The 21,835-nt window shown below is 68.2% G+C and carries 25 protein-coding genes; 17 read left to right on the top strand and 8 right to left on the bottom strand.

Going from position 1 to position 21,835, the window contains the following annotated elements; genetic code table 11:
* The first annotated feature begins 79 nt into the window (after positions 1-79).
* Complete coding sequence (locus ACZ3HL_RS31850; protein WP_465418153.1) at positions 80-238, top strand: hypothetical protein; 159 nt, start codon at positions 80-82, stop codon at positions 236-238.
* 73 nt (positions 239-311) lie between these two features.
* Here the strand turns inward: ACZ3HL_RS31850 and ACZ3HL_RS31845 are convergent, their stop codons facing one another.
* A complete protein-coding gene (locus ACZ3HL_RS31845; protein WP_465418155.1) occupies positions 312-884 on the bottom strand; it encodes a cob(I)yrinic acid a,c-diamide adenosyltransferase in 573 nt (190 codons plus the stop codon).
* Between the two features lie 61 nt (positions 885-945).
* Between ACZ3HL_RS31845 and murA the strand changes: the two genes are divergently transcribed.
* The gene (murA, locus tag ACZ3HL_RS31840) at positions 946-2,220 is read left to right on the top strand and encodes a UDP-N-acetylglucosamine 1-carboxyvinyltransferase (RefSeq protein ID WP_465535118.1); all 1,275 of its coding nucleotides are present in this window, start codon (positions 946-948) and stop codon (positions 2,218-2,220) included.
* A 64-nt stretch (positions 2,221-2,284) separates the two neighbouring features.
* Here the strand turns inward: murA and ACZ3HL_RS31835 are convergent, their stop codons facing one another.
* The 4 genes from ACZ3HL_RS31835 to ACZ3HL_RS31820 all read right to left on the bottom strand — a co-directional run bounded on the left by ACZ3HL_RS31835 (position 2,285) and on the right by ACZ3HL_RS31820 (position 5,199).
* Positions 2,285-3,157 (bottom strand): trypsin-like serine protease, encoded by an 873-nt coding sequence (locus ACZ3HL_RS31835; protein ID WP_465535117.1) that lies wholly within the window; start codon positions 3,155-3,157, stop codon positions 2,285-2,287.
* Positions 3,158-3,234: 77 nt separating this feature from the next.
* Positions 3,235-3,894: an LPXTG cell wall anchor domain-containing protein gene (locus ACZ3HL_RS31830; RefSeq protein ID WP_465535116.1), complete on the bottom strand. Its 660-nt coding sequence runs from the start codon at positions 3,892-3,894 to the stop codon at positions 3,235-3,237.
* 61 nt (positions 3,895-3,955) lie between these two features.
* Positions 3,956-4,576 (bottom strand): LysE family translocator, encoded by a 621-nt coding sequence (locus tag ACZ3HL_RS31825; protein ID WP_465418165.1) that lies wholly within the window; start codon positions 4,574-4,576, stop codon positions 3,956-3,958.
* The gene (locus ACZ3HL_RS31820; RefSeq protein WP_465535115.1) at positions 4,573-5,199 is read right to left on the bottom strand and encodes a LysE family translocator; all 627 of its coding nucleotides are present in this window, start codon (positions 5,197-5,199) and stop codon (positions 4,573-4,575) included. Before ACZ3HL_RS31820 ends, ACZ3HL_RS31825 begins: the two co-directional genes overlap by 4 nt.
* 199 nt (positions 5,200-5,398) lie before the next feature.
* Between ACZ3HL_RS31820 and ACZ3HL_RS31815 the strand changes: the two genes are divergently transcribed.
* The 7 genes from ACZ3HL_RS31815 (at position 5,399) to ehuA (ending at position 11,796) form a co-directional block, all read left to right on the top strand.
* Complete coding sequence (locus tag ACZ3HL_RS31815; RefSeq protein ID WP_465418170.1) at positions 5,399-5,905, top strand: hypothetical protein; 507 nt, start codon at positions 5,399-5,401, stop codon at positions 5,903-5,905.
* A 74-nt stretch (positions 5,906-5,979) separates the two neighbouring features.
* Positions 5,980-6,546 carry a YdbT family protein gene (locus ACZ3HL_RS31810; protein ID WP_465535114.1) on the top strand — a complete coding sequence of 189 codons (567 nt, stop codon included), beginning with the start codon at positions 5,980-5,982 and terminating at the stop codon, positions 6,544-6,546.
* Between the two features lie 81 nt (positions 6,547-6,627).
* A complete protein-coding gene (locus ACZ3HL_RS31805) occupies positions 6,628-8,649 on the top strand; it encodes a protein meaA (RefSeq protein ID WP_465535113.1) in 2,022 nt (673 codons plus the stop codon).
* Positions 8,650-8,766: 117 nt separating this feature from the next.
* Entirely contained in the window at positions 8,767-9,660 is an 894-nt protein-coding gene (gene ehuB, locus ACZ3HL_RS31800) for an ectoine/hydroxyectoine ABC transporter substrate-binding protein EhuB (protein WP_465418176.1), read from the top strand.
* A 12-nt stretch (positions 9,661-9,672) separates the two neighbouring features.
* Positions 9,673-10,371, top strand: coding sequence for an ectoine/hydroxyectoine ABC transporter permease subunit EhuC (ehuC, locus tag ACZ3HL_RS31795; RefSeq protein WP_465418178.1), 699 nt, complete (start codon positions 9,673-9,675; stop codon positions 10,369-10,371).
* Positions 10,368-11,024 (top strand): ectoine/hydroxyectoine ABC transporter permease subunit EhuD, encoded by a 657-nt coding sequence (gene ehuD / locus ACZ3HL_RS31790; RefSeq protein WP_465535112.1) that lies wholly within the window; start codon positions 10,368-10,370, stop codon positions 11,022-11,024. The genes ehuC and ehuD overlap by 4 nt, the downstream gene beginning before the upstream one ends.
* 7 nt (positions 11,025-11,031) lie before the next feature.
* Positions 11,032-11,796, top strand: coding sequence for an ectoine/hydroxyectoine ABC transporter ATP-binding protein EhuA (ehuA, locus tag ACZ3HL_RS31785; protein WP_465418583.1), 765 nt, complete (start codon positions 11,032-11,034; stop codon positions 11,794-11,796).
* Positions 11,797-11,947: 151 nt separating this feature from the next.
* Here the strand turns inward: ehuA and ACZ3HL_RS31780 are convergent, their stop codons facing one another.
* The gene (locus tag ACZ3HL_RS31780; RefSeq protein ID WP_465418182.1) at positions 11,948-12,508 is read right to left on the bottom strand and encodes a cysteine hydrolase family protein; all 561 of its coding nucleotides are present in this window, start codon (positions 12,506-12,508) and stop codon (positions 11,948-11,950) included.
* A gap of 71 nt (positions 12,509-12,579) precedes the next feature.
* On the opposite strand from ACZ3HL_RS31780, the gene ACZ3HL_RS31775 reads away from it, so the two are divergent.
* Positions 12,580-13,566 carry a GlxA family transcriptional regulator gene (locus ACZ3HL_RS31775; RefSeq protein WP_465418184.1) on the top strand — a complete coding sequence of 329 codons (987 nt, stop codon included), beginning with the start codon at positions 12,580-12,582 and terminating at the stop codon, positions 13,564-13,566.
* A complete protein-coding gene (locus tag ACZ3HL_RS31770) occupies positions 13,539-14,312 on the top strand; it encodes an enoyl-CoA hydratase-related protein (protein WP_037341443.1) in 774 nt (257 codons plus the stop codon). The genes ACZ3HL_RS31775 and ACZ3HL_RS31770 overlap by 28 nt, the downstream gene beginning before the upstream one ends.
* Positions 14,313-14,314: 2 nt before the next feature.
* On the opposite strand, the gene ACZ3HL_RS31765 is transcribed toward ACZ3HL_RS31770, so the two are convergent.
* The gene (locus ACZ3HL_RS31765; protein WP_465535111.1) at positions 14,315-14,857 is read right to left on the bottom strand and encodes an NUDIX domain-containing protein; all 543 of its coding nucleotides are present in this window, start codon (positions 14,855-14,857) and stop codon (positions 14,315-14,317) included.
* Positions 14,858-14,894: 37 nt separating this feature from the next.
* Here ACZ3HL_RS31765 and nucS point away from each other — a divergent pair, with 37 nt between their 5' ends.
* The 3 genes from nucS (at position 14,895) to ACZ3HL_RS31750 (ending at position 17,797) form a co-directional block, all read left to right on the top strand.
* Positions 14,895-15,554, top strand: coding sequence for an endonuclease NucS (gene nucS, locus ACZ3HL_RS31760; protein ID WP_034308895.1), 660 nt, complete (start codon positions 14,895-14,897; stop codon positions 15,552-15,554).
* A gap of 458 nt (positions 15,555-16,012) precedes the next feature.
* Positions 16,013-16,975, top strand: a complete 963-nt coding sequence (locus tag ACZ3HL_RS31755; protein ID WP_465535110.1) for a patatin-like phospholipase family protein — start codon at positions 16,013-16,015, stop codon at positions 16,973-16,975.
* A 45-nt stretch (positions 16,976-17,020) separates the two neighbouring features.
* Positions 17,021-17,797: a hypothetical protein gene (locus ACZ3HL_RS31750; protein WP_465418193.1), complete on the top strand. Its 777-nt coding sequence runs from the start codon at positions 17,021-17,023 to the stop codon at positions 17,795-17,797.
* A 59-nt stretch (positions 17,798-17,856) separates the two neighbouring features.
* Here ACZ3HL_RS31750 and ACZ3HL_RS31745 read toward each other — a convergent pair whose 3' ends face one another.
* Complete coding sequence (locus tag ACZ3HL_RS31745; RefSeq protein ID WP_465535109.1) at positions 17,857-18,549, bottom strand: hypothetical protein; 693 nt, start codon at positions 18,547-18,549, stop codon at positions 17,857-17,859.
* Between the two features lie 206 nt (positions 18,550-18,755).
* On the opposite strand from ACZ3HL_RS31745, the gene ACZ3HL_RS31740 reads away from it, so the two are divergent.
* Genes ACZ3HL_RS31740 through ACZ3HL_RS31730 form a run of 3 tightly spaced genes read left to right on the top strand, consistent with a single transcriptional unit; the run spans position 18,756 to position 21,776 of the window.
* Positions 18,756-20,453 (top strand): sodium:solute symporter family protein, encoded by a 1,698-nt coding sequence (locus tag ACZ3HL_RS31740; RefSeq protein WP_465535136.1) that lies wholly within the window; start codon positions 18,756-18,758, stop codon positions 20,451-20,453.
* 10 nt (positions 20,454-20,463) lie between these two features.
* Positions 20,464-20,727 carry a hypothetical protein gene (locus ACZ3HL_RS31735; protein ID WP_465418197.1) on the top strand — a complete coding sequence of 88 codons (264 nt, stop codon included), beginning with the start codon at positions 20,464-20,466 and terminating at the stop codon, positions 20,725-20,727.
* A gap of 47 nt (positions 20,728-20,774) precedes the next feature.
* Positions 20,775-21,776 (top strand): DUF3558 family protein, encoded by a 1,002-nt coding sequence (locus tag ACZ3HL_RS31730; RefSeq protein ID WP_465535108.1) that lies wholly within the window; start codon positions 20,775-20,777, stop codon positions 21,774-21,776.
* Positions 21,777-21,835 lie beyond the last annotated feature (59 nt).

Here is a 21,835-nt window from a genome sequence, read left to right as displayed (position 1 = left end):
GCACCGAAGGAAACATGGGATCATCACGAAGCGGCATTTCTACCGGCCTTCCGACGTGATGCACGTCTATTCTCGGTCTATGACTCAGAGCGAGGACACGAACCGCTGGAGCCACCTTCCCGAACCCGTGTCCCTGGAGGACACGATCACGATGAAGGCGATCGACCCGGGCACGGACGGCACGCCCGACGTCGACCTCGAGCGCTATTGGGCAGCACAGGAGCAGGGCCGGTTGTGAGCTGAAGGGCGCTTTCCCCGCATCCGATGCGGGGAAAGCGCCCTTCACCGCTTCTTACGCGGGAAAGTCCCCTTCAGCTCGCGCCGCCGGGCTGCCACAGGATGTCGCCGTCCGGATTCGCCAGCCGCGACAGGATGAACAGCAGATCCGAGAGCCGGTTCAGGTACTTGATGGCCAGCTGGTTCGTCGTGGCCTGCTCGGCCTCGAACAGCGCCCAGCCGGACCGCTCCGCCCGCCGCGCGACCGTGCGGGCCTGGTGCAGGAACGCCGCGCCCGGGGTGCCACCCGGCAGGATGAACGACGTCAGCTTCGGCACGCGTTCGTTGAACTCGTCGCACCAGCCTTCGAGCCGCTCGATGTACCGCTCGGTGATGCGCAGCGGCTCGTACGGCGGGTTCTCCACGATCGGCGCGCACAGGTCCGCGCCGACGTCGAAGAGATCGTTCTGCACCGCACGCAGCACCTGCGTGATCTCCTCGGAAAGACCACCCATCGCGAGCGCGAGCCCGATGACGGAATTGGCTTCGTCGACGTCGGCGTACGCACCTAGCCGCGGCGAGGTCTTCGGCACGCGGGAGCCGTCGCCGAGCGCCGTGGTGCCGTTGTCGCCGACCTTCGTGTACACGCGGTTGATGCGAACGACCATGAAGCCGACTCTACCGGCCCGGCGAAAGGCAAATCCGGGCGAGAGGGCATGATTGGCGCCCATGAGCGAGCACTTCGACGTGCACGGCGGAGCACGGCTGGTCGGCGAGGTCGACGTGGTCGGGGCCAAGAACAGCGTCCTGAAACTGATGGCCGCGGCCCTGCTGGCCGAGGGTACGACGACCATCACGAACTGCCCCCAGATCCTGGACGTCCCGCTGATGGGCGACGTCCTGCGCAGTGTCGGCTGCGACGTCGTCATCGACGGCGACACCGCCAAGATCACCACGCCGGCCGAGTTGTCGCACCGGGCCGATTCGGCCGCGATGGGCAAGCTGCGCGCGTCGGTGTGCGTGCTGGGGCCGCTGGTCGGACGGCTCAAGCAGGCCGTCGTGGCACTGCCTGGCGGTGACGCCATCGGTTCGCGGCCGCTGGACATGCACCAGAACGGGCTGCGCAAGCTGGGCGCCACCAGCACCATCGAGCACGGTTGCGTCGTGGCGAAGGCCGACGGCCTGCGCGGCGCGCAGATCTGGCTGGACTTCCCGAGCGTCGGCGCCACCGAGAACATCCTGATGGCCGCCGTGCTCGCCGAGGGCACCACGGTCATCGACAACGCCGCGCGCGAGCCCGAGATCGTCGACATCTGCACGATGCTGACCGAGATGGGCGCGAAGGTCGAAGGCGCGGGCACCTCGACCCTCACCGTCGAGGGCGTCGAGAAGCTGCACCCGACCGAGCACCGCGTGATCGGGGACCGGATCGTCGGCGCGACCTGGGCGTTCGCCGCCGCGATGACCCGGGGCGACCTCACCGTGCGCGGCGTCAACCCGCACTATCTCGACCTGGTCCTCGACAAGCTCCGCCTGGCGGGTGCCGAGGTCGAGACGTTCGACGGCAAGGGTTTCCGCATCGTCCAGAACGAGCGCCCGAAGGCCGTCGACTGGGTGACGCTGCCGTACCCCGGTTTCGCGACCGACCTGCAGCCGTTCGCGGTCGCGCTGTCCGCGGTCTCCGAGGGCACCTCGATGATCACGGAGAACATCTACGAGGCCCGGTTCCGGTTCATCGAAGAGATGATGCGGCTTTCCGGCGACGCGCGCACCGATGGCCACCACGCCGTCGTACGGGGCGTGGAGAAGCTTTCGAGCGCTCCGGTGTGGGCCGCGGACATCCGTGCCGGCGCCGGGCTGGTGCTGGCCGGGCTGTGCGCGGACGGCGTCACCGAGGTCTGGGACGTCTTCCACATCGACCGCGGTTACCCGCACTTCGTGGAGAACCTGAACCGGCTCGGCGCCCGCATCGAACGCGTGGCGGGCGAGCCCGACCGGACCTGATCGAAACCCGCGTGAAGGCCCCCTTCCCTCGGCTGAGCGAAGGGAAGGGGGCCTTCACGCGCGATCAGGGCAGGTCGACGAACGGCGCGAGGAAGTCCCGCGACGTCGGCGAGTCCAGCCGGTAGGTGACGTTGGTGGCGTAGCAGGGCCCGTCGCCGGTGATGGTCGTCGACACCAGGACGCGCTTGCCGCCGATGGTGGCGAAGTTCGGCCCGCCGGAGTCGCCGTAACAGGCGCCGCCGTTGCCCTGGGGCGCCGTCATCGCCAGCCGCACCCACGTGTTGTTCAGCGCGTTGAAGGTGACCGGCGCCTTCATCCGGACTCCGCCGCCCGGGTGGGTGTGCCCGCCCGGCCCGTTCACGGCTTCCTGCGTGCCGTAGCCGGCGACCACGAACGGAGTCGAGTTCAGCGCCTGCGGCCCGAGCGCGTCGAGCTGCCCGGCCTTCGGCAGAGTGGCGGGGGTGAAGCTCCAGCGCGCGGCGATCTGCTTCGCGGGCACCTGGACGACGGCGATGTCGTGCGAGTCGGCCGAGTTGCCGGGGTAGCCGGGCTCGTTGTGCGCGACCCCTTCCACGGCGACGGCCTTGGCGATCGCCGCCGGGTCACCGGGGTACTTCTTCGCCGCCGCGTCGAGACCCGCTTGCACGTCCTGGTCGAGCGAGACGAAGAACCGTACGTTGGCGGGCCAGTCGCTGGTGCAGTGCGCGGCGGTGAGGAAGGTGTCGGCGTCCACCATCGTGCCGGAGCACACCCAGTCGACCCGGTCGGGGGTGGCGGGGTCGCCGTCGTTGTCCCAGGTCGCGACGAGGGCGCCGACCTCGGTGCGCTCCGGTGCGGGGGTGGCGTTGTAGGAGTTGATCGCGGTCGCGGCGGTGGCGCCGCCCAGCAGCAGGGCGGTTGCCATCGCCGCGACGGTGGCGGCGGAGGTGAACCTCACGAACGGCCTCCTCGACTCGTGCTTCCGGAGACGGAATTCAACGTGGTGGGCGCCTGAAAGTCATCCGCCGAAAGTAGTCACGCGTCCCTGCGTCGCCGGGCCCCGGCGTACAGCGCGGCACCCGCGGCCAGCGAACCCAGCCCGGTCAGCAGCACGGGTTCGAGCTCGAAACCGGTCTTGGCCAGTGACGGCGCGCTCGCGACCGCGACGGCGGCGCGGGGCGCGGCGGCCGCGGCGACGGCCGCCGCCGGGACGACCGCGGGAGGGACGGCCTCGGCGTGAGGTCCCCCGGGCGGGGGAGTCCCGGCCGGTGGGTTCGTGGCGGGCGGCGTCCGGTCCGGCACGCAGGCGGTGTGCGCGGGATTGCCACGCCCGACGCCGTGGTTGCGGTCGCATTCGTAACCCGCGTTGGCGTCCGAGCCTCCGGGCAGCTGCCCTGGCGGGTTCTTGTTGTCGGCCTTGCCGACGCAGCCGGCGCAGGGCTTACCTGCGGCTTCGCCACCGCCGTTGCCGTTGGCCGACGGTGAACCGTCGCGTGTGGAGTCGTAGGGCCCGTGCTTGTTGGCGCCGTGCCCGGAGAAGTCCGCTTTGGACGGAGGCTGCGGTTTGGTGGTGTCCTTGGCGTGGCCGGGAGGAGCGCCGCCGTTGCCGCGCTCGCCCGCGTCGGCGGGGCCCGCGCCGAGGAGAAGGAGGGAGAAGGCGGCTCCGGCGATGACGCCGTAGGTCTTCTTGTTCACGGAAGCCTCCCTAGGCCGCGCCATTGCGACATCCGGAGTATCGCGTAAACGGCCGAAGGGGTTACTCGAGTACGAGGGCGGCGCCGAAACCGACCAGTGCGGTGCCGGTGACGCCGTCGAGCGCGCGGCGGACCTTGCGGCGTTCCAGCCAGGCCCGCACGCGGTGCACGAAGAACAGCAGGAGGAGCTGGGCGACGGTGCCCGCCGCCGCGATCGTGTAGGCCAGCAGCAGGGCGTCGCCGGTGCCGGTGACGCCCGGGGTCAGGAACTGCGGCAGCACCGACAGGTACAGCACGAGGACCTTCGGATTGGTGAAGTTGGAGAGGAAACCCTCCCGCCAGCGGCGGAATCCGCTCCGCGTGGCGGCGGTCTCGGTGAGACGGCCGTAGTCGCCGCGGAAGGCGCCGATCAGGGCCCGCACACCGAGGTAACAGAGGTAGGCCGCGCCCGCCCATTTCACGGCTTCGAACACCGGCCGCGAGTTCATGATGACCGCGCCGAGGCCGAGCGCCGCCGCGGTCGCCTGCGCGAGGTTCGCGACGCCGATGCCGAAACAGGCCCAGCCGCCACCGCGGACACCGCCGGACAGCGCGTTCTTCAGCACCACCATGTTGTCCGGGCCCGGGACGAGCGCCAGCGCCAGCATCATCAGCGCGAAACCGCCGTAGACACCCCAGGTCATGATTCGACCACCAACGCCGCGCCGAAACCGACCAGTGCGGTGCCAGTGACGCCGTCGAGCGCTCGCCGGACCTTGCGGCGCTCCAGCCAGGCCCGCACGCGGTGCACGAAGAACAGCAGTGTCAGCAGCCAGACCGCGCCCAGCACCGCGACGGTGTAGGCGAGCAGCAGCGCGTGCCACGCCGACGTCGTCGCGGGGTCGAGGAACTGCGGCAGCACCGACAGGTACAGCACGAGCACCTTCGGATTGGTGATGTTGGAGAGGAAGCCCTCACGGAAGCGGCGGAAGCCACTCGACCGTTGCTGCTTCTCCGCCGTGACACCGGAGTAGTCACCTCGCCACGCGCCGCGCAGCGCCTGGATACCGAGGAAGACCAGGTACGCGGCGCCGACCCATTTGAGCGTCACGAACACCGGCTGCGACTGCGCGATGACGACGCCGAGGCCGAGTGCGGCGGCGGTGCCCTGGACGGCGTTGGCCACGAAGATCCCGGCCGTGGTGAGGAAGCCGCCGCGGGTACCGCCCGACAACGAGTTCTTGAGCATCACCATCGTGTCCGGCCCCGGCGCGAGGACGATCAGGACGACGATGACCAGATAGCTGCTGTACGAACTCCACGTCACGGTCACCCACGCTAGACGCCGGGCACGGGGTGAGTCTCGCGGATTTCGGTCACAGTCCCGGTTCCGGGATCGCTGTCCGTCGCAAGCGGGCCCGCCTCGTCCGGGACCTGATCGCGACGGCTCGCCAGGCACGGAGATGCCCGGTCACGATTCCGGCAAAGCCCTGGTCAGCGTGCTGACGCGGGCTTATCGTCCGCGTATGTACCTGGGGGATACGGGATTGCTGCCCGGAGAGCGCATGATCTGGTCAGGCGCGCCGAAGCGCATCTCGATGTTCGCGAAGAGCGACCTGATGATCGTGCCTGGTCTGGTGCTGGCCGGGGCGTGGTTCTACTTCTTCATGCGGGACGGGGAGGAGATCCCCGTCTTCGCGTACCTCGTGGCGGGCTTCATCGTGTTGGGCTGGCTCTGGCAGCCCATCCAGCGCTACTTGAAGCTGAAGGCCACTTCGTACGCCGTGACCGACCGGCGAGTGGTCGTGTGGATCAAGGGCAAGGAGAGCACGTCGGCCTACCTGGAGGTGTTGGGTCCACCGCGGGTGGCGGAGAACGGCGACGGAACCGGGAACGTCACGTTCGGAAAAGGCGTGGGATTCGTCGTCGGGCTCTTCCAGAACGCCGACGAGGCGATGCCCGAGCTGAGCGGGATCGAGGATGCCAGGCGTGTCCGCGACCTCATCGCGACCGCCCAGCAGAACACCCGCTAGGTCCCTTCGGCCCGGAATTTCACCGACGAACGGACACTCCTCGCCCGTCCCCCGGACGGGTAGTGTGCCGTGGCATGCATGAGGGGCAGATCGACCTCCTTCCAGGCGAACGGGTCATCTGGGCCGGGCAGCCGGTGCGCAGGCCCCTCTTCAATCCCGGCGACCGGTTCAACGTCCCCGTCGGCCTGCTCTGGCTCGGTGGCGTCACGCTGTTCTTCGCCGCCAACCACGACACGGCGTTCCACATGGCCGCGTGGGTCGTGCTCACCGCCGCGGGCGTCTTCCATCTCGCGGGCAGGCCGCTGATCCGCTATCTCAGGCTCGCCTCGACCACGTACGCCGTGACGGACGGCCGGGTCATCGCGACCAGTTCGCTCGTCCGGCGCAAGGAGGAATCCGCGGCGCTGGCCGGGCTGGCCGATCCCGTCGTCACCCCCGGGCCGGGCAAGACCGGGACGATCACCTTCGGCAGGCTCGGCGTGCTGGCGTGGGCGTCGGCGAACTTCGGCGCGGGTACCGGGAAGGACCGCGAGCCACCGGTCATCCTTGTGGGTGTCAGTGATGTGGCCAAAGTGCGCGAGAAGCTCGCGAAAGCCGTTGACGAGGCACGACAGCGCCAGGGGTCGATGGCCGGAGAATGACCCGACTGTGTCCGATTCAACTCGGCGGCCGATGTTACCGGCCGGTACACTCAGACGGTCGTCCAGCGCCGGAGGTAGACCGTGCCCTATCCCACGGACCGTGAACGGGACCGCCCCTGGGTGATGCGGACCTACGCGGGCCACTCGTCCGCGGCCGCGTCCAACGAGCTGTACCGCCGTAACCTCGCGAAGGGGCAGACCGGTCTCTCGGTCGCCTTCGATCTGCCGACGCAGACCGGCTACGACCCGGATCACCAGCTGTCCAAGGGCGAGGTCGGCAAGGTCGGCGTCCCGGTTTCGCATATCGGCGACATGCGACGGCTCTTCGACGGCATCCCGCTCGCCGAGGCCAACACGTCGATGACGATCAACGCGCCCGCCATGTGGCTGCTGGCGCTCTACGTCTCCGTGGCGCGTGAGCAGGCCGAAACCGAGGGCCGTGACGTGGACGAGGTGCTGGCCAAGCTCACCGGCACCACGCAGAACGACATCATCAAGGAATACCTTTCCCGCGGCACCTACATCTTCCCGCCGGGTCCGAGTCTCCGCCTGATCACCGACATGATCGCGTGGACCGTGCACCACGTGCCGAAGTGGAACCCGATCAACATCTGCAGCTATCACCTGCAGGAAGCCGGCGCGACGCCGACGCAAGAGGTCGCGTACGCGTTGTGCACCGCCATCGCCGTCCTCGACGCGGTCCGCGACTCCGGCCAGGTCGAGCAGGCGGACATGGCCAAGGTCGTCGCGCGGATCTCGTTCTTCGTCAACGCCGGTGTGCGGTTCGTCGAAGAGATGTCCAAGATGCGCGCGTTCACCGCGCTGTGGGACGAGATCACCCGGGATCGGTACGGCGTCACGGATCCCAAGGCACGGCGGTTGCGCTACGGCGTGCAGGTCAACTCGCTGGGCCTGACCGAGGCGCAGCCCGAGAACAACGTCCAGCGCATCGTGCTGGAGATGCTCGCGGTCTCGCTTTCCCGCGGTGCCAGGGCCCGCGCGATCCAGCTGCCCGCGTGGAACGAGGCGCTCGGCCTGCCCCGGCCGTGGGACCAGCAGTGGGCGCTGCGGATGCAGCAGGTGCTCGCGTTCGAGACCGACCTGCTGGAGTACGAGGACATCTTCGACGGCTCGCACGTCATCCAGGCCAAGGTCGACGAGATCATGGCAGGCGCGCGCGAGGAGATCGCGCGCGTGCAGGATCTCGGCGGCGCCGTCGCGGCCGTGGAGAGCGGCTACATGAAGTCCCAGCTCGTCGCCTCGCTCGCGGAGTACCGGCGCGGCATGGAGAACGGCGAGCGGATCCTGGTCGGCGTCAACAAGTTCGAGACCACCGAGCCGTCCCCGCTGCAAGCGGAAGGTGCGAAGGCGATCGAAACGATCGACCCCGCCGTCGAAAAGCAGGCCGTCACCGCGATCGAGGAATGGCGGACGCGGCGCGACAACGCGGCCGCCGAGTCGGCGCTGGAGAAGCTGAAGGCCATCGCGAAGACGTCGGAGAACCTGTTCGAGGCCACTGTCGACTGTGCCCGCGCCGGGGTGACCACCGGTGAATGGTCGGGCGCGCTGCGCGAAGTGTTCGGCGAATACCGTGCTCCCACCGGGGTTTCCGCTTCGGCGGCCGCGGGCGAGGGCAACGAGGAGCTCCGCCGCGTGCGCGACCGGGTCAAGGCGACGAACACCGAGATCGGCGAACGGCTGCGGATCCTGGTCGGCAAACCCGGTCTCGACGGGCATTCCAACGGTGCCGAGCAGGTGGCCGTGCGGGCCCGCGACGTCGGTTTCGAAGTGGTGTACCAGGGCATCCGGCTCACGCCGGAGCAGATCGTCGCGGCCGCCGTCCAGGAGGGCGTGCACGTCGTCGGCCTTTCGGTGCTCTCGGGTTCGCATCTCGAGGTCGTACCGCAGGTCGTGGACGGTTTGCGGGCCGCGGGCGCGGGCGACATCCCGGTCATCGTCGGCGGCATCATCCCGCCCGACGACGAGAAGCTCCTGCTGGAGCGGGGAATCGCGAAGGTGTTCACGCCGAAGGACTACGAACTCACCGACATCATGGACGGAATTGTCGGATTGGTGCGGGAGCGCCACGGTCTGAGCACTTAACGTCACCGTTAATCTCGGTACCGTAACGGCCGCTGGTGGGTGAGCCGCTCACATTGCCGGGGCAAAGGTACCCACCTACGTTTCGATTAAACCGATTAATCGAAAAGGAGTGCGGCGATGACGCACGGCGAGTGGTCGAGGCGAGAGTTCTTCCGGCGGTCGGCTGTGCTGGGAGCGGTGACGATCGGCGGTCCGGTGCTGTTGTCCGCGTGCACGTCGACCTCGTCCGGGGACGCACTGCAGGCGGCCAAGGACGCGAAGAAGATCAAGATCGGTATCGCGAACGAAGCGCCCTACGGTTTCACGGATCAGAGCGGCAGGGTCACCGGGGAAGCCCCCGAAGTCGCTCGCGCCGTCTTCAAGGCCATGGGCATCGACGACGTGGAAGCCGAAGCGGTCTCCTTCGACCAGCTGATCCCTGGGCTCAACGCCAGGAAGTACGACGTCGTCGCGGCCGGGATGAACATCAAGAAGGAGCGGTGCGACGCGGCGGCCTTCTCGATCCCCGACTACTCGGCGCTGACCGCTTTGCTGGTACCCAAGGGAAATCCACAGCAGGTACTGAAGTTCGAGGACATCGCGGCCAAGAAGGTCAAGGTCGCCGTGCTCTCGGCGGCCGTGGAGAAGGGGTACGCCACCGACGCCGGTGTCGCCGAGGACCAGATCGTCACCCTCGATTCGCAGGACAACATGCTCCGCGCGGTCACCGACGGCCGGGTCTACTGCGCCGCGCTCACCGACATCTCCCTCAAGGACGTGCTGAGCAAGAGCCCCGGCGCGGCCGCCGAAGTCACGCCTGGCTTCGACCCGGTCAAGGACGGGAAACCGGTCGTCTCCGCCGGCGCCTTCGTCTTCCGCAAGGACGACAACCCCCTGCGCGAGGCGTTCAACGCCGAACTCAAGAAGCTGCACGACAGCGGCGAATGGACCAAGATCGTGACGCCGTTCGGCTTCTCGGCGGCCAACCTGCCGAAGCCCGAAGTCACCACCGAGAAACTCTGCGCGGTGTAGCGGGCTGACGTCATGTCGTCGTCGGTATCGCATATCATCACGTCCGTCCTCAGTGGACTGACCGCGACCGTCACCGCCGCCCTCGGCGGGATCGCCCTCACCGTGGTGCTCTCCCTGGCCGCCGGGCTGGCGCTGAGATCGCCGTCCAGAGTGGTGCGGGGGATTTCCCGCGTCTACGTCGAGATCTTCCGTGGCACCTCGGAAGTGGTTCAGCTGTTCTGGCTGTACTTCGTGCTCCCGGTGCTGGTCGGCTTCCAGCTGATGCCGCTGTTCGCCGGGATCCTGGTACTGGGGCTCAACCACGGGGCCTACGGCGCGGAGATCGTCCGCGGCGCGGTGAACTCGGTCCCGCGCGCGCAGTTCGAGGGCGCCGTCGCACTCAACCTGACGCCCGCCCAGCGGATGCGGCGGGTGATCCTGCCGCAGGCGTTCGCGGAAATGCTGCCACCGTTCAACAATCTCTTCATCCAGTTGCTGAAGAGCACCGCGCTGCTGTCGTTCATCGCCGTTCCGGAGATGGCGCGTCAAGGTGAACTGCTGCGGCCGGTGTTCGGCGCCGAGCTCGGCTGGATCTACGGCACCGAACTCGTGCTTTATCTCCTGCTCGCGTTGCTGATCACCAGTGGGATGCGGCTGCTGGAACGGCTCGCCGCGCGGCGGCTCGGCAGGGCCCCGGCCAAGATGACGGCCGCCGCGGGAGGTGTGTCATGAACTGGAGCTGGGAAGCCGCCGCGAATTCGGTTCCCCTTCTGCTGGAAGGGCTTCTCGTCACCGTCGAGATCACCCTGCTCGCCTCGGTGGTCGGGTACGTGCTCGGCCTGGTGTTCGCGCTGATCCACCGGACCGGCATTCCCGTGCTGTCCCAAGCGGTCCGGCTGTTCATCGAGTTCGTCCGCAGCACGCCGCTGCTGATCCAGGTGTTCGTTCTCTACTACGTGATCCAGCCGGTGGGCGGCATGACCTTGTCCCCGTTCGTCACCGGCGTCATCGCGCTCGGCGTGCATTACGCGACCTACGCCGCCGAGGTCTACCGTGCCGGGATCGAGGCCGTCCCGAGAGGACAGTGGGAGGCCGCGACCGCGCTGAACCTGCCGAAGTCACGGGTGTGGACCGCGGTCGTCCTGCCGCAGGCGGTGCCGCGGGTGCTGCCCGCGCTCGGCAACTACACGATCTCGATGTTCAAGGAAACCCCGTTGCTGCTGGCGATCGGCGTCGTCGACGTCCTGGCGAGGGCGAAGGAGGTCGGCGCCGAGACGTTCCGCGTCGTCGAGCCGTACACCCTGGCCGGGGTGCTGTTCCTGCTGGTGAGCCTGCCGGCTTCGATTCTGGTGAGAAGGTTGGAGCGACGTGCCGCCCACAGTTGATTCCCCGATGATCCGGTTCTCGCAGGTGGTCAAGTCCTACGGCGACCACGTCGTGCTGCGGGACCTCGATTTCACCGTCGCGCCGGGGGAATTCGTCTCGCTGATCGGGCCGAGCGGGTCCGGGAAGACGACGATCCTGCGGCTGCTGATGACACTGGAGAAGGTCGACGGCGGCACCATCGAGGTCTGCGGCGACTACCTGAGCCATCGGAAACGCGGCGAGAAGCTGGTACCCGCGGACGAGAAGTACCTGCGGGAGGCGCGCAAGCGGATCGGCATGGTGTTCCAGCAGTTCAACCTGTTCCCCAACATGAACGTGCTGCGCAACATCACCGAGGCGCCGATCCATTCGCTCGGCGTCCCCAGGGACGAGGCCGAGGCGCGGGCCGTCGAACTGCTGGAAATGGTGGGGCTCACGGAAAAGAAGGACGAGCACCCCACCAGGCTTTCCGGCGGCCAGCAGCAGCGCGTCGCGATCGCCCGCGCGCTCGCGATGCGGCCGGACGTGCTACTGCTGGACGAGGTGACCTCGGCGCTCGACCCGGAACTGGTCGCCGACGTCCTGCGGGTGCTGCGTGAGATCGCGACGTCCACCGACATCACGATCCTCTGTGTCACCCACGAAATGCAGTTCGCGCGGGATGTCTCGGACCGGGTGATGATGTTCGACCAGGGGCAGGTGCTGGAGGACGCCACGCCGGACAAGCTGTTCAACGATCCGGAACACGACCGGACGCGGCGGTTCCTCAAGGCGGTCATCGACCGGGCTTGAGGCTCGCGCCTCGGCTCGGCTGCGACACCGTCTCCTGCCCGGGGTGTTGCCTAGGGGTGAGGCAAGGGTGGCGTGTTGCGAAAGCCACTTTCGCAACCTTCAACTTTGCGAAAGTGGCTTTCGCAACGTCGGCGGGCGAGCCCATCGCGCCTCAAAGGCTCGCGAGGATCTCCTTCGTCGAGGTGACCGTGGCGAACCCGCCGCCGTGCAGGTTCGTCGCGGTCGCCCGGTACAGCTCGTCCGCGGTCAGGACGCCGCCATCGGGCCCGGCGAGGTCGAAGGTGAAGGTGGCGTCGAGCGCGAAAGTCACGTCGTACCCGAGGTTCCCGCCGACGCGCGCGGTGGTCTCGCAGCAGAAGTTCGTCTGGATGCCGGCGAGCACGAACGACGTGATGCCGCGGGTCTTCAGCCAGCCGTCGAGATCGACGTCGCCGTGGAAGGCCGAGTTGACCTTCTTGCCGAACACCAGGTCCGCGCGCACACCGTCGAGTTCGGGCTTGAAGTGGTTGCCCTCCTGTCCCGGCCGCAGCGACGAGCCGGGTTTCACGGAGTCGTGGTGCACCAGCACGATCGGCAGCCCGCGCTCCTGGTAGGCGTCGACGAGCGCCTTGATGTTGGCCTCCGCGCCGGGGTTGTTGCGCGGGCCCCAGACGGGCTTGTCGAAGCCGCGCTGAGCGTCGATCACGAGCAGGGCCTTGTTTTCTGTGGTCATGGCTTCGAGTTTCCCGCGTCCGGCTGCCGGAGGGGAGTGGCAGAAGACGCGCGATACGGTACTTTCCTGCCATGCGAACCGTGGGTGTGCTCCTCCTGCCGGGCAGCCGGTCCTTCGACCTCGGCGTGATCGGTGAGGTCTGGGGCGTGGACCGGACCGACAGCGGCATCGGCCCGTTCGAGGTCCGGCTCTGCGCGTCCGGCCGGGCCCGGATCGCCGTCCATCCGTTCGGCCAGGTCGAGGCGACGCATGGGCTGAGCGGGCTGGCGGGCTGCGATCTCGTCCTCGTGCCCGGCCGGGTGGATCCGCACGCCGAGGTGCCCGCGCCCGCCGTCGCCGCGCTGCGCAAGGCGCACCGGGCGGGCATCACCGTGGCGTCGCTGTGCTCCGGGGCCTTCACGCTCGCCGCGGCCGGGCTGCTCGACGGCCGGTCCGTCACCACGCACTGGCGGCTGCTGGACGACCTCGAAGCCGCCGCTCGCGACGCCGTCGTCCAGCGGGACGTCCTGTTCACCGACGAAGGTGACGTCCTGACCTCCGCCGGGGTGGTCGGCGGCCTGGATCTCTGCCTGCACCTGGTCCGCCGCGATCACGGTGCCGAGGTCGCGGCCGCCCTCGCCCGCCGCCTGGTGATGCCGCCCGCGAGGGAAGGCGGCCAGCGGCAGTACGTCGACAACCCGTTGCCGCCCACGCCGTCGCGGCCGAGCGTATCGTCCACAATGGACTGGGCGCTGGAGCGGATCGCCGACGACATCGGCGTCGACGACCTCGTCGGTCACGCCGGGCTGAGCGAGCGGACCTTCCATCGCGAGTTCGCGGCGGCCACCGGCGTGACACCGGGGCGGTGGCTGCGCGCGCAGCGGGTGCGGCTCGCGCGGCGGCTGCTGGAGACCACCGAGCTCCCGGTCGAGCGGGTCGCGCAGCGGTCCGGTCTCGGCACCGCCGCCAACCTGCGACGACGGCTGCGTGCCGACGTCGGTGTCGGGCCCGATTCGTATCGCCGGACGTTCCGGTCGGTTACCGTCGAAGCATGGCCGAGTACGAGCACATCCTCGTGAAGCGGGACGGGGACACCGTCACGATCACCATGAACCGCGCCGCGCGGCGCAACTCGCTGTCGGCGGACCACCTCGCCGAACTCCTCGCGGCGTTCCGCGAGGCCGGGGACACCGACGCCACCGGGATCGTCCTGGCTGGCGCCGGGCCGGTGTTCTCGGCGGGACACGACTTCGGCGACGTCGCCGCGCGCGACCTGATGGGCGTACGCGAGCTGCTGCGGCTGTGCACGGACCTGATGGGCACGATGCAGTCCGTCCCGCAGGTCGTCGTCGCGCGGGTGCACGGGCTCGCGACCGCCGCGGGCTGCCAGCTGGTGGCCTCGTGCGACCTCGCCGTCGCCGCGGAGTCCGCCGGGTTCGCCCTTCCCGGTGGCAAGGGCGGGTGGTTCTGTCACACGCCCGCGGTACCGGTGGCGCGCGCGATCGGGCGGAAACGCCTGATGGAACTGGCGCTCACCGGCGACGTCGTCGACGCCGCCACCGCGCTGGACTGGGGCCTGGTGAACCGCGTCGTACCGGACGACTCGCTGGACGAAGCCGTCGCTTCGCTGCTCGGACGTGCGACGCGCGGGAGCCGGGCCAGCAAGGCGATGGGCAAGCAGACCCTCTACGCGCAGCTGGACCGGCCCGAGGCCGACGCCTACGCGCTGGCGCTGGAGGTGATGGCTTCGGCTTCGCAGCTGCCTGGAGCACGTGAGGGGATGGCGGCCTTCCTGGAGAAGCGTTCGCCGGTCTGGCCCGACTGAGTTCAGAGAACGCGCTCGCGCATGAGCAGAAGCGTGTAGGCGGCCAGCGTCTGGGAATCGGTGATGTCTCCCGAAGCGATCATCTTCTCGAACTCGCCGCGCTCGAACCACGCCGTCCGCATGTCCTGCTCTTCGACCTCGCGCTGGGTTTCACCCTGCGTGAGATCGGTGGCGAGGAACACGTGCCCACGCTGGCTCGAAAACCCGGGTGCGACGTCGGTCCTGCCGAGGTCGGTCATCGTGCCCGCGATCAGCCCGGTCTCCTCCCGCAGTTCGCGGGCGGCGAGTTCGAGCGGCGGGACGTCGGCCTGCTCGGGCGCGGTGCCCATGGGGAACTCCCAGCGCCGCATCCCGACCGGATAGCGGAACTGCTCGACCAGGTGAAACCGGGCGCCGTCGAACGGGATCACCACGGCGCAGACCGGTTTGTCGACGACGGCGTAGATCCCCTCGGAACCATCGAGCCGCCGGACGGAGTCCTCGCGCAGGGTCATCCAGTTGTTCCGGTACACCTCGCGGGAGCTGACACGCTGAACGGGGTCCATGCGCACAGTATCGCCGTGCTTGTCCTACCCTCGCGGGGTGCGCCTTGTGATCGCTCGCTGCCAGGTCGACTACGCCGGCCGTCTGACCGCCCATCTGCCGATGGCCACCCGGCTGCTGCTCGTGAAGGCCGACGGCTCGGTGTCCGTGCACTCGGACGACCGTGCCTACAAGCCGCTGAACTGGATGAGCCCGCCGTGCTGGCTGATCGAGGACGGCAAGCTGTGGATCGTCGAGAACAAGCAGGGCGAGAAGCTCGTCATCACGATCGACGAGATCTTCCACGACCACGCCCAGGAACTCGGCGCGGAACCGGGACTGCAGAAGGACGGCGTCGAGGCGCACCTGCAGGAACTGCTCGCCGAGCACATCAAGACCCTCGGTGACGGCTACACCCTGGTGCGGCGGGAGTTCCCGACCGCGATCGGGCCGGTCGACATCATGGCCCGCGACGCCGACGGCGCCAGTGTCGCCGTCGAGATCAAACGGCGCGGCGAGATCGACGGCGTCGAGCAGCTGACGCGGTACCTCGAACTGCTCAACCGCGACCCCCTGCTGGCGCCGGTGCAGGGTGTCTTCGCGGCGCAGATCATCAAGCCGCAGGCGCGGGTGCTGGCCGAGGACCGGGGTATCCGGTGCCTCACGCTGGACTACGACGCGTTGCGCGGCATCGAATCGGACGAGTTCCGCCTCTTCTGAGCCTCCCCCTCTCGCGTTTAGTCCTCTGGATGCGGTAGTTGCGCGTGCAACTACCGCCGGGCGGACGACACGCGTGATCCGGTGGACGACACGCGTGATCAGGTGGAGGACACGCGTGATCCGGTGGACGACTCGTGAGGGGACCCGGCCGCGCGCGTGCCGTCCGTCCGGTCACGCGAAACCCGCGGCCCCCTCCGGTGCCGGCGGCCGCCTCCCCGGGCACTGAACAGCCGATATCGAATCGAGTCCTCGGATTCGTATCTGCATTCTTTCTCGCGCCACAGAATGCCCGAAAGGGCGCGAGAAATTAACGAACTCGCGTTCTCCTGCAAAAGAACCAGCTATTTCTGTGTCATTCGGGTGAACGCCGGATTGCCCGGTCTCGCGCTGTGTCACACTCGATTTCCGCGAGGGGTACCGCCGACATACGGCGGTCGCGGGCGCAGGGGTGATGGGCCATGGCTGATTCTCGGAAGAACGTCGATCTCGTGCTGGAAGGCGGCGGCGTCAAAGGCATCGGGCTGCTCGGCGCGGTACTGGAGTTGCACGACGCCGGTTATTCGTTTCCCCGGATCGCCGGGACGAGCGCGGGTGCGATCGTCGCGACACTGGTCGCCGCGTATCAGAAGGCCGGTAAGGATCTCGGCGGTCTGGAAGCGGTGATGAACGACCTGGACTGCCGCCGTTTCCAGGACCGGTCCCTGCTCGACAAGGTCACCGGCCCGATCGGGGACGGCGTCGATCTGCTCCTGCACGACGGGATGCACTCCGGTGACTATCTCGCCGAATGGCTCACGCCGTTGCTGGAAGAGGTCGGCGTGCGCACCTTCGCCGATCTCGCCATCGAGGATCCCGAAGGTACTTTGCTTCCGTACCAACGGTATTCCCTCGTCGTCCACGTCAGCGACCTGACCCGCCGGGTACTCGTCCGGCTGCCTTGGGATTATTCCCAGTACGGCCGCGACCCCGGTGCGGAGAAGATCGTCGACGCCGTCCGGGCGTCGATGTCGATCCCGCTCTACTTCCGGCCGGTGCAGTTCGACGTCCGCCCCGAGGGCACCGTCACCTGGGTCGACGGCGGCCTGCTGTCGAACTTCCCGATCACCGTCTTCGACCGGACCGACGCGAAGAAGCCGCGGTGGCCGACCTGGGGGGTGAAGCTGTCCGGGGAACCCGCGGGCGGCAAGGACAAACCGGTGAAGAGCGCGTTGCGGATCGCCATCGGTTCGCTCGAAACCCTGCTGTCGGACTGGAATCGTTACCGGTTGCACGAGGAAGGTGTGAACCGGCGGACGGTGTACGTCGACACGACGGGGGTTTCCGCCGTCGACTTCGGGCTCGGCGAAGAGGAGAAGAAGCGCCTCTTCGAAAGCGGGCGTGAGGCCGCACGGCGGTTTCTGGAAAAGATCGTGCCGCAGTGAACTCGCCGGCGGTGTTTCCGGTGGGATGAGGGATAGGAGGATCCCATGCGTTATCGCCCGATCGGCAGTGACCCGGCGGACGGCCGCCTCGGCCGGTTCGTCCCGGACGACTGGCGCCACGTCGAGCGCTATCCGCTGACCGCGCTGGCCACCGAGGACCGGCCCTCCCGGTCGCCGGTCGTCATCGGTGTCAATTGGTACAAGGAATTCGACGTACCGGAGAAGGACGAGAAGTCCGGCGAGTTCTTCGTCGCGAAAGGCGGCGCGAAATCGCTCACCAGGATCCGCGGCGGACACTGTGTCTGCCTCGAACCCGGTGAATCGACCGACGGCGAGACCCAGTACGCCTTCTACGACCAGGGCAAGGAAGGCGCCTGCGTCGGCTTCGGCTGGTCGCGCTGCATGACGATGTTCAACGGCGACCTGTACGCCGCGCGGTGGCTGTGGGATCAGTCGAAGCTCCGTGACGAATGGGGCGAGACCAACCCCGGCGACAACAACGGCACGTCCGTCCGCGCGGCGGCCGAGGTCCTGCTCGAACTGGGCCACGTCCCGTGGTCGGAGACCTACGCGGACGACGACCACGTCGCGCGGGCCGCCTACACGCCCGACGCCAAGAACGGCCTCCACGCCTATCGCTGGGCGAAGACGGTCGACGAGGTGCACGAGGTCCTCGCCAATCCGCGTGCCGACGAACTCGGCGCCGTGCCGTTCCTCAACTCGTGGGGTTCGGGCTACCCGCACCGCACGTACATGCCGGACGACGTCCTCGCCAGGTTGATCGAAGAGGACGGCGAAGTGGGCCTGCCCACGGACCGGTAAACCCCCACCGGTCACGGGAAAGGGCCGCTCCCGATCCGGGGCGGCCCTTTTCCGGCTGTCTAGCGGTCGAAGGTGATCCCGGTCCGCACCCGAAGCTCGGTCGTGGGGCAGCCGCTGACGGCGGGGCGTTCCGCGGTGAACGTGTACCCCTGGTCGCTCGCCACCGGGAATTCCGCTCGCACCAGGCTGTCGCGCGACACGGCGTCGGCGACCACCGCGCCGCCGACCGAGACGTGCCAGCGCACCTCCGCCTCGCAGGCAGGCAGTTCGACGGAAAGGATGCCGGTACCCCGTTTCGACGGCCGATGGACTCCCGAGAACAGGGTCTCCACCTTCCCGCCGGGGAACAGTTCGTAAATGTGCATCGGAGCGCATACCGTCGCTTCCCCCGCGTTCGGGCATTCCTGCACCGTCCGGGGCGCGTCGCCACCCACGGCCTCGGTGCGCACGTGGTCCGGCATCGCCGCCAGCACCAGCGTGATCATGCCCGCCGCGGCGAGGAACGCCACCGTCGTCGCCGCGGCGGCCAGTACGGCGCGCACGCGCCGCCGGATGGTCTCGACCCGTTCGCGAGCGGCGGCTTCCACCTGCTCCAGCAACTCGGGTTTGCCCGTGGCCGCGGAGACGAGCATCGCGAGATCGCGCGTCGTCCCCTTGGTCGCCCGGTACGCCATCCATGCCGCGACGACGGCCAGCACCGCGCTGACGATGCCCGCGATCCAGGACGCGCGTTCGACGAGGGTCCAGTCCATCGAGGCAGCGAATCGGGGATGCCGCGGTGACGGGACGGCAGTTCTGCCGATCACCGGACAAGAATTGTCAGGAACTGTCCCGAAACAGACACATCAGGTCGATCATCGCCCACCCGCACTGCCGCTCCTGAATCCATGCAGTATGGTCCGCGATTGACGTGATCCAGGCGTTTCTCGTGGACATTTTCACTGTGGAGGTGAGTCGGTTGCACGTGCTGGCCGATGCGAACCTGCGGCTCGACGCGAGTCCGATCGACTACGTCCTGCTCGCCTTCTATTTCGCACTGGTGCTCGGCATCGGGTACATGGCGCGAAGGTCGGTCTCGAGCAGCCTCGACTTCTTCCTCTCCGGCCGCTCGCTGCCCGCCTGGGTCACCGGTCTCGCCTTCATCTCGGCGAACCTCGGCGCGGTCGAGATCATGGGCATGTCGGCCAACGGCGTGCTCTACGGCCTGCCGACCTTCCACTACTTCTGGATCGGCGCGATCCCGGCGATGCTGTTCCTCGGCATCGTGATGATGCCGTTCTACTACGGCTCGAAGGTGCGCAGTGTCCCGGAGTTCATGCTCCGCCGGTTCGGCAAACCCGCGCACCTGGTCAACGGCATCAGCTTCGCGAGTGCGCAGATCCTCATCGCCGGCGCGAACCTGTTCCTGCTCGCCAGCGTCGTGAACCTCCTGCTCGGCTGGCCGTTGTGGGTGTCGATCATCGTCGCGGCCGCGGTCGTGCTCTCCTACACCGCGCTCGGCGGTCTCTCCGCCGCGATCTACAACGAGGTCCTGCAGTTCTTCGTGATCGTCGCGGCGTTGTTGCCGCTGACCATCGTCGGCCTGGTGAAGGTCGGCGGCTGGCAGGGCCTGGTCGACAAGGTCTCCGCCGGCCCTGGCGGAGATGCGCAGCTGTCCTCTTGGCCGGGTGACAACCTCACCGGCTTCGGCAACAGCTTCCTCTCGATCCTCGGCCTCGTTTTCGGTCTCGGTTTCGTGCTGTCCTTCGGTTACTGGACCACGAACTTCGTCGAGGTCCAGCGCGCGATGGCGTCGAAGAGCATGTCGGCCGCGCGGCGGACGCCGATCATCGGCGCCTTCCCGAAGATGCTCATCCCGTTCATCGTGATCATCCCCGGCATGATCGCCGCGGTCACCGTGTCCGAGTACGTCCAGGACAAGCAGATCCTGCTCGATGGCGGCGAAGCGCCCAGCGGGGTCACCGCCAACAACGCGATCCTGCTGCTGATGCGCGACCTGCTGCCCAACGGCATGCTCGGCGTTGCGATCGCCGGTCTCCTCGCGTCCTTCATGGCCGGTATGGCGGCGAACCTGAGTTCGTTCAACACCGTCTTCACCTATGACATCTGGCAGTCGTACGTGAAGAAGAACGAGTCGGACGGCTACTACCTCCGTCTCGGCCGCCTGGTCACCGCGATCGGCACCGTGCTCGCGATCGGCACCGCGTTCATCGCGTCGAACTCCGGGAACATCCTGACCTATCTGCAGGACCTGTTCTCCTTCTTCAACGCGCCGCTGTTCGCCACCTTCATCCTCGGCATGTTCTGGAAGCGGATGACGGCGACGGCCGGCTGGGTCGGGCTCGTGTCCGGTACTGCGTCCGCGGTCACCGTGTGGCTCCTGTCGCAGGCCGGGGTCCTCGGCCTCACCGGGCAGGGCGTCAGCTTCGTGGCCGCCGGTACCGCGTTCGTCGTCGACATCGCGGTCAGCGTCGGGGTCTCCCTCGCCACCGCGCCGAAGCCGGAGGCCCAGCTGGTCGGCCTCGTGTACTCCCTCACCCCGAAGGAGTCGCTGAAGCACGACGAGACCGGCGACGACGCGGGCTGGTACCGCAAGCCGGGACTGCTCGCGGGCATCGTGCTGATCCTGACCATCGTGCTCAACATCATCTTCTAGGAGGCCGGAGATGGCTGCGTCGCAAGCTCCCAAGAAGGCCGGCGTCTTCGACATCCGGCTGATCATCGCGCTGCTCATCGGCGGCTATGGGCTGGTGCTCACGATCATGGGCCTGTGGTTCACCACCGACGAGGAGCTGACCAGGGCCGCCGACGTCAACATCAACCTGTGGGCGGGCATCGGCATGCTGGTGTTCGCGGCGCTGTTCGTGCTGTGGGCGAAGCTGCGCCCCATCGTGGTGCCGCCGAGCACCGAGGGCGAGGCCGGCGAATAGCCGGGTTGTCCGGACACCGGCGAGGAGCTCCGGCTACCGTGCACTTCGTGCTGTTCAACGCTCGACGTCGCCGGATCGCGTCCGTGGTGGCCATGGTGGCCGCGCTCGGCGCGCTGTCGGCCTGCGGTCAGAACCTCGGCAAGTCCAACTTCGCCCGCACCACCGTCGCCGCCGAACCCGGCTCCGGCAGCGGTTCGGTGCCCGACGGGGACATCAACGATCCCGCGGTCACCCCGGCGGTGCTGCGCTCGGTCGACCCGTGCGGGCTGGTGAGCAAGGAGGCGCTGAGCAGCCTCGGCACGCCGGAGGAGCCGACGGCGAATCTCAGCTCGTTCGGCACCTGCCGGACGAAGGCCGTCGACGCCGGTGGCAAGGAGCTCACGGTCCGGGTCGAAATCGGCGCGTCGACCTACCTTTCGAGCAACGGCGTCACCGTTTCGACGGTCGAGGGATTGCCGCAGATCGAGCGGAAGAACAAGGACGGGAAGAGCTGCGACGTCGGCATCATGACGCTGCGCAAGCCCGAGCGCGGGATCAGCTTCTCGGTCACCTACGACGGCGGCGACGCATGCGCGACAGGCCGCGCGGTGGCCGCGAAGGCCGTGAAGAGCCTGCACGCGTCACCGGCGAAATACCCGGCCGTCGCGGGCACGCTCACCGGTGTCGACCCGTGCACCGCCGCCGACAACGCCGTCCTCAACGAGGTGGTGCCGCACGGCGCGAGCACCCTGACCACGTTCCACTCCTGCGACTGGACGCCGGGCTCCAACCCGCGGGTCTCGATCAATTTCCGCCGCGGTCTTCCTCCCGCGGAACGCGACGGGAACAAGAAGGTCGACATCGACGGCGTCACCGCGTACCAGAAGGTCGGCAGCGGCAGCGACGCCGACTGCAAGATCGAGTGGCAGCACAAGCCGTGGGCGGACGACGAGGTCGAAATCGTCAGCGTGAGCTACAAGAACTACGACGAGAAGAAGGACGAAGCGGCGTCGTGCGGTAAGGCGTCGAAGATCGCCAAATCGGTGATCTCCAAGCTCCCGAAGCCCTGACGCTGGCGGCATCCGGCCGGGCGAGGTAGGAAGGGGACACCCCACCCGCCGACGTGCCG

The sequence above is a fragment of the Amycolatopsis sp. NPDC000009 genome, assembly GCF_055563465.1.
The sequence above is the reverse complement of the archived record's forward strand: the minus strand, read 5'-3'. Positions and strand labels throughout refer to the sequence as shown.